General features: G+C 74.4%; 5 protein-coding genes and 1 pseudogene. All 6 read right to left on the bottom strand.

Annotation, left to right across the window (positions count from 1 at the left end; genetic code table 11):
• Positions 1-112: pseudogene (locus OZN99_RS33460) on the bottom strand (DNA-processing protein DprA); the annotation flags it as partial.
• A gap of 67 nt (positions 113-179) precedes the next feature.
• The gene (gene plsY / locus OZN99_RS26110) at positions 180-767 is read right to left on the bottom strand and encodes a glycerol-3-phosphate 1-O-acyltransferase PlsY (protein ID WP_270938158.1); all 588 of its coding nucleotides are present in this window, start codon (positions 765-767) and stop codon (positions 180-182) included.
• Positions 764-2,038: a dihydroorotase gene (gene pyrC, locus OZN99_RS26105; RefSeq protein ID WP_270938157.1), complete on the bottom strand. Its 1,275-nt coding sequence runs from the start codon at positions 2,036-2,038 to the stop codon at positions 764-766. Before pyrC ends, plsY begins: the two co-directional genes overlap by 4 nt.
• Positions 2,035-2,970 carry an aspartate carbamoyltransferase catalytic subunit gene (locus OZN99_RS26100; RefSeq protein ID WP_270938156.1) on the bottom strand — a complete coding sequence of 312 codons (936 nt, stop codon included), beginning with the start codon at positions 2,968-2,970 and terminating at the stop codon, positions 2,035-2,037. Before OZN99_RS26100 ends, pyrC begins: the two co-directional genes overlap by 4 nt.
• A 9-nt stretch (positions 2,971-2,979) precedes the next feature.
• Positions 2,980-3,483, bottom strand: coding sequence for a Holliday junction resolvase RuvX (ruvX, locus tag OZN99_RS26095; protein WP_270938155.1), 504 nt, complete (start codon positions 3,481-3,483; stop codon positions 2,980-2,982).
• 52 nt (positions 3,484-3,535) lie between these two features.
• Positions 3,536-4,554 (bottom strand): vanadium-dependent haloperoxidase (locus tag OZN99_RS26090; RefSeq protein WP_270938154.1); only part of this gene is annotated, 1,019 nt, incomplete at its 5' end.

Below are 4,554 nucleotides of genomic sequence, written 5' to 3'. Positions count from 1 at the left end.
CCAGGGCGCCTGCGGCGGTGCCGTGGCGTTCGAGAAGGCGGCGGAAATTCGCCGGGCCGATGCCCTCGCTCCGCGCGAGTCGCAGCCGCGCCAGGGCCTCGGCCGGGTTCAAGGCCGCGCCCCCTGGCCGGCGCCACCCCAGCGGGCGATGCTCCGGGCGGGGTCGGGCGCCGCCGGCGTCACCCCTTCCGCGTCCCGAAGCGCGGCTCGGTGCCCGCGATCAGGCGCTGGATGTTCGCCTTGTGGCGCCAGGCGATCAGCCCGGCCAGCGCCGCGGCGAAGACCGTCAGCTTCAGGTCGCCCGACAGCAGCGCCGCAACCGGCGCCACCGCGCAGGCCGCGAGCGCGCCGGCCGAGGAGATCCGGGTCGCCAGGGCCACGCCGAGCCAGACGGCCAGCGCGACCAGGCCGAGCCACCACTGCGCCGCCAGCAGCACCCCGGCGCCGGTCGCGACCCCCTTGCCGCCCTTGAAGCCCAGCCAGACCGGGAAGGCGTGGCCGGCCATGGCGGCGACGCCCGCGACCAGCGCGGCATCCTCGCCCCAGGCCCAGCGGGCAATCAGCAGCGCGACCAGACCCTTCAGCGCATCCAGCACCAACGTGGCGGCGGCCAGCGCCTTGTTGCCGGTGCGCAGCACGTTGGTGGCGCCGATGTTGCCTGACCCGATGCTGCGGATGTCCCCGAGGCCCGCCGCCTTGGTCAGGATCAGCCCATACGGCACGGAGCCCAGCAGGTAGCCCAGGATGGCCGCGAGGATCAGGCTCATCCGAACACCCGCCGGCCGGCCTTCCAGGTCCCGAGCACCTTGCCCTCCAGTGCGCGCCCGTCGAAGGGCGTGTTCTGCGCCTTGCCAGGCAGCCGCCCAGCCTCCACGCGCCAGCCGCGCTCAGGGTGGAACAGCACGAGATCGGCCGGCGCCCCTTTGCGCAGCGTGCCGACATCCAGGCCGAGCAGCCTGGCGGGCCTGGCGGTCAGCAGGTCCAGCGCCTGCAGCAGGGTCAGGTCGCCGCCGTGCACGCGCGCCAGCGTCACCGCCAGCAGCGTCGCCAGCCCCGCCCCGCCGGCTTCCGCCTGGGCGAAGGGCAGGCGCTTGTCGTCGGCGTCGCGCGGCTGGTGGTCGGAGGCGACGGCGTCGATCGTCCCGTCCTGCAGCGCCGCCAGCACCGCCAGCCGGTCGGCCTCGTCCCGCAGCGGGGGCGAGAGCTTGGCGTAGGTGCGGTATTCGCCGATCGCCGTCTCGTTGAGGTCGAAATAGGGCGGCGCGGTGTCGCAGGTGACGGCAAGGCCCTCGGCCTTGGCCGCGCGGATGCGGTCCAGCGCGGCCGCCGTGCTGAGATGGGCGAAGTGGACATGACCGCGGGTGATGCGGGCCAGCGCGATGTCCCGCTCCACCATCATGCACTCGGCCGCGGGCGGGATGCCGGGCAGGCCCATGCGCGTGGCGCGCTCGCCCTCGGTCGCCGCGCCGCCGGCGGCGAGCGCCGGCTCCTCCGGGTGCTGCACGACGAAGCTGCCGAAGGCGCGCGCGTAGGACAGCGCGAGCCGCATGGTCCGCGCATTGCCGACGGCGCGGCGACCGTCGGTGAAGGCGATCGCGCCGGCCTCCTTCAGCAGGCCGTATTCGCTGATCTCCCTGCCCTGGCAGCCGGCGGTGGCGGCGGCGTAGGGCAGGATGGAGACGCAGCCCGTCGCCTCGCCCTTGCGGATCAGGAAGGACACCAGCGCCGGGTCGTCGATCGCCGGGTCGGTGTCCGGCAGGGCGCAGAGCGTGGTGATGCCGCCCGCCACGGCCGCCTGCGCCGCGGAGGCGATGGTCTCGCGGTGCTCCGCCCCGGGCTCCCCCAGCGCGGCGCGCAGGTCCACCAGGCCGGGCGCGAGGCAGGCGCCGCCCGCATCCACCACGGTGGCCCCGTCCGGCCGGCCGAGCGAGGTGCCATGGTCGAGGATCGCGCCGTCTCGCACCAGCATCTCGCCCGGCGCGTCGAGCCCCGAGGCGGGGTCGAGCAGCCGCGCCCCGGTGAACAGCAGCATCGTCACGCGTTCCGCCGCTGGTTGCGCGCCAGCGTGTCGAGCACGGCCATGCGCACCGCCACCCCCATCTCCACCTGCTCGCCGATCACGCTGCGGGCCGGGTCGTCCGCGACGGCGCTGTCGATCTCGACGCCGCGGTTCATCGGGCCGGGATGCATGACGATGGCGTCGGGCTTCGCGAAGGCGAGCTTCTCGGCATCCAGCCCGTAGAACCGGAAGAACTCGCGCGCGCTGGGCACCAGCCCGCCGGTCATCCGCTCCTTCTGCAGCCGGAGCATCATCACCACGTCGGCATCGGCCAGGCCGGACTTCATGGAATGGTGCACCTCAACGCCCAGCCGCGCGGCTTCCGCCGGGATCAGCGTCGGCGGGCCGACGATGCGCACCCGGGCGTTCATGGTCAGCAGCAGGTGGATGTTGGACCGCGCGACGCGGGAATGCAGCACGTCGCCGCAGATGGCGACCGTCAGCCCCTCCAGCCGCCCCTTGCGCCGGCGGATGGTCAGCGCGTCCAGCAGCGCCTGGGTCGGGTGCTCATGCGTGCCGTCCCCGGCATTGATCACCGCGGCGTCCACCTTCTGGGCCAGCAGCGCCGGGGCGCCGGACTGGCCGTGGCGCACCACCAGCAGGTCGGTCTGCATCGCGTTCAGCGTGGCCGCCGTGTCCAGCAGCGTCTCGCCCTTGTTCACGCTGCTGGTGGAGACGGACATGTTCACGATGTCCGCGCCCAGCCGCTTGCCCGCGAGTTCGAAGCTGGTGCGGGTGCGGGTGCTGTCCTCGAAGAACAGGTTGATGAGGGTGCGACCCTTCAGCAGATCGCGCTGCGTGGTGCCGCGCCGGTTCTGCAGCGCGTAATGGTCCGCCAGGTCCAGCAGCGCGGCGATGTAGGGGGGCTCCAGGCCTTCGACGGCGAGGAGGTGACGGAAGGGATACTGCACGGGGAGAGTTTAGGCGCCGGTGCCGGGATTCGGCCAGTCCGGGCCATCCGGCGGCGCCCGCGTCGCGTCCAGCGCCGCCTGCAGCATGTAGGCCGCCGCCGCGGCATCCACGGCCTTCGCCCGCTTGGCCCGGGTCAGGTCGGCCTCGATCATCGCCCGCTGCACCGCCGCGGTTGAGAGCCGCTCGTCCCAGAAGGCCACCGGCAGGCCGGCCGCCTCCGCCAGGGCGCGGCCGAAATCCTTGGCGGCCTGCGCCGCCGGCCCGAAGGACCCGTCGAGCCCGAGCGGCAGCCCCACCACCAGCCCGCCCGCGCCTTCCTTCCGCGCGATTGCCGCGACCTCCGCCGCGTTGGCCGCCAGCTTGCCGCGCCTCAGCGATCCGTAGGGCGACGCCAGGGTCAGCGTCACGTCGGACAGCGCGATCCCGATGGTCCGCGCCCCGGGGTCCAGGCCGATCAGCCGCGCATGGCGTGGCAGCGCGGCGCGCAGCTCGGGCAGCGGCAGAGGCGGCATGCACCGTACAGGCCGGCATCCCGGCCTGCCGGTCAAGCCGCCCCACCCCGGGCTACTCGATGCGCTTCAGATGGTGGGTCAGTGCGAAGGTGCCGACCTGGGTGCCCAGGCGCAGGCCCGCCTCGCAGGCGAAGCGGAAATGCAGCCCGGCCATGACGCGGCTGTCCGCATTCTCATCCGCCGCGTCCGAGAAGCTGGCGAAGCGCCGCACCGGGTTCGCCGGCAGCGCCGTGGTGGAGGTGAAGGCGAAGGGCGTCGCGTCCCCGAGCAGCCCGGCCAGCACCGCCGCCGCGGCCGCGCCCAGCGCGCTGTGCGTGGAGGGATGGTCCTGGATGGGCGGCGTCGGCAGCAGCGGCTCCCACGTCGCGTCGGGCGCGGTGGCGGGGTTGCCGTCCTCCGCCGCGGCGCGGATCGCGGTGACCGGGCGCCAGCGGTCGTAGTGGAGCTTGGAGTCCCAGCCCGCGACATACGCGTCGGCCATCGCCATGTTGACCAGCGCGAAGAGCCGCGCGCTCTCCCACAGGTCGAGGCCGCGCGCCTGCGCCACCACGCGGGTGATGCGGTTCCAGCCGATGTCGGAGAACTCGTACCAGAAATGCGCGTAGCGCGTCTGGTCCTCGTTCCGCCCGGTGGAGGCGCTGCCGCCGAAGGCCTTCACCTCCTCGAAGGCGCCGGCATAGGCGTCGCTGTCGAGCGCGGGCGGCGCAGCGACGCGGAACTGCTCCGGCGTGCGCAGCGCGAAGGGGCGCAGCTGGCGCCACTGCGGCGCGAAGGCGAAGTCGAAGCCCGGCGTGAAGCGGTAGTCGCCGGGGCGGTTGCCTGGGGCATAGGGCAGCTGCGCCTCGGCCCCGTCGCCCTGGCGCGCGGCCAGGATCGCCCGTGCCGCCTCGGCGCCGAGCGCCCGGCCGCGCTCCACCTCCGGCCCGCGCCCGGCCTCGATCGTCACCTTCTCCAGCTCCATGCCGAGGATGCGCGCCTGGGCGGGAAGGGCGGCGAGGAGCACGTCATGCGCCGCGGTCGCGGCCGCCACGGCGGGGTCCGCCCCCGGCGCGCGCGACCGCAGCACATAGG

Source organism: Falsiroseomonas oryzae, assembly GCF_027856955.1.
Taxonomy (GTDB): Bacteria; Pseudomonadota; Alphaproteobacteria; order Acetobacterales; family Acetobacteraceae; genus Falsiroseomonas; species Falsiroseomonas oryzae.
This window is presented reverse-complemented; position numbering and strand designations above follow the sequence as displayed.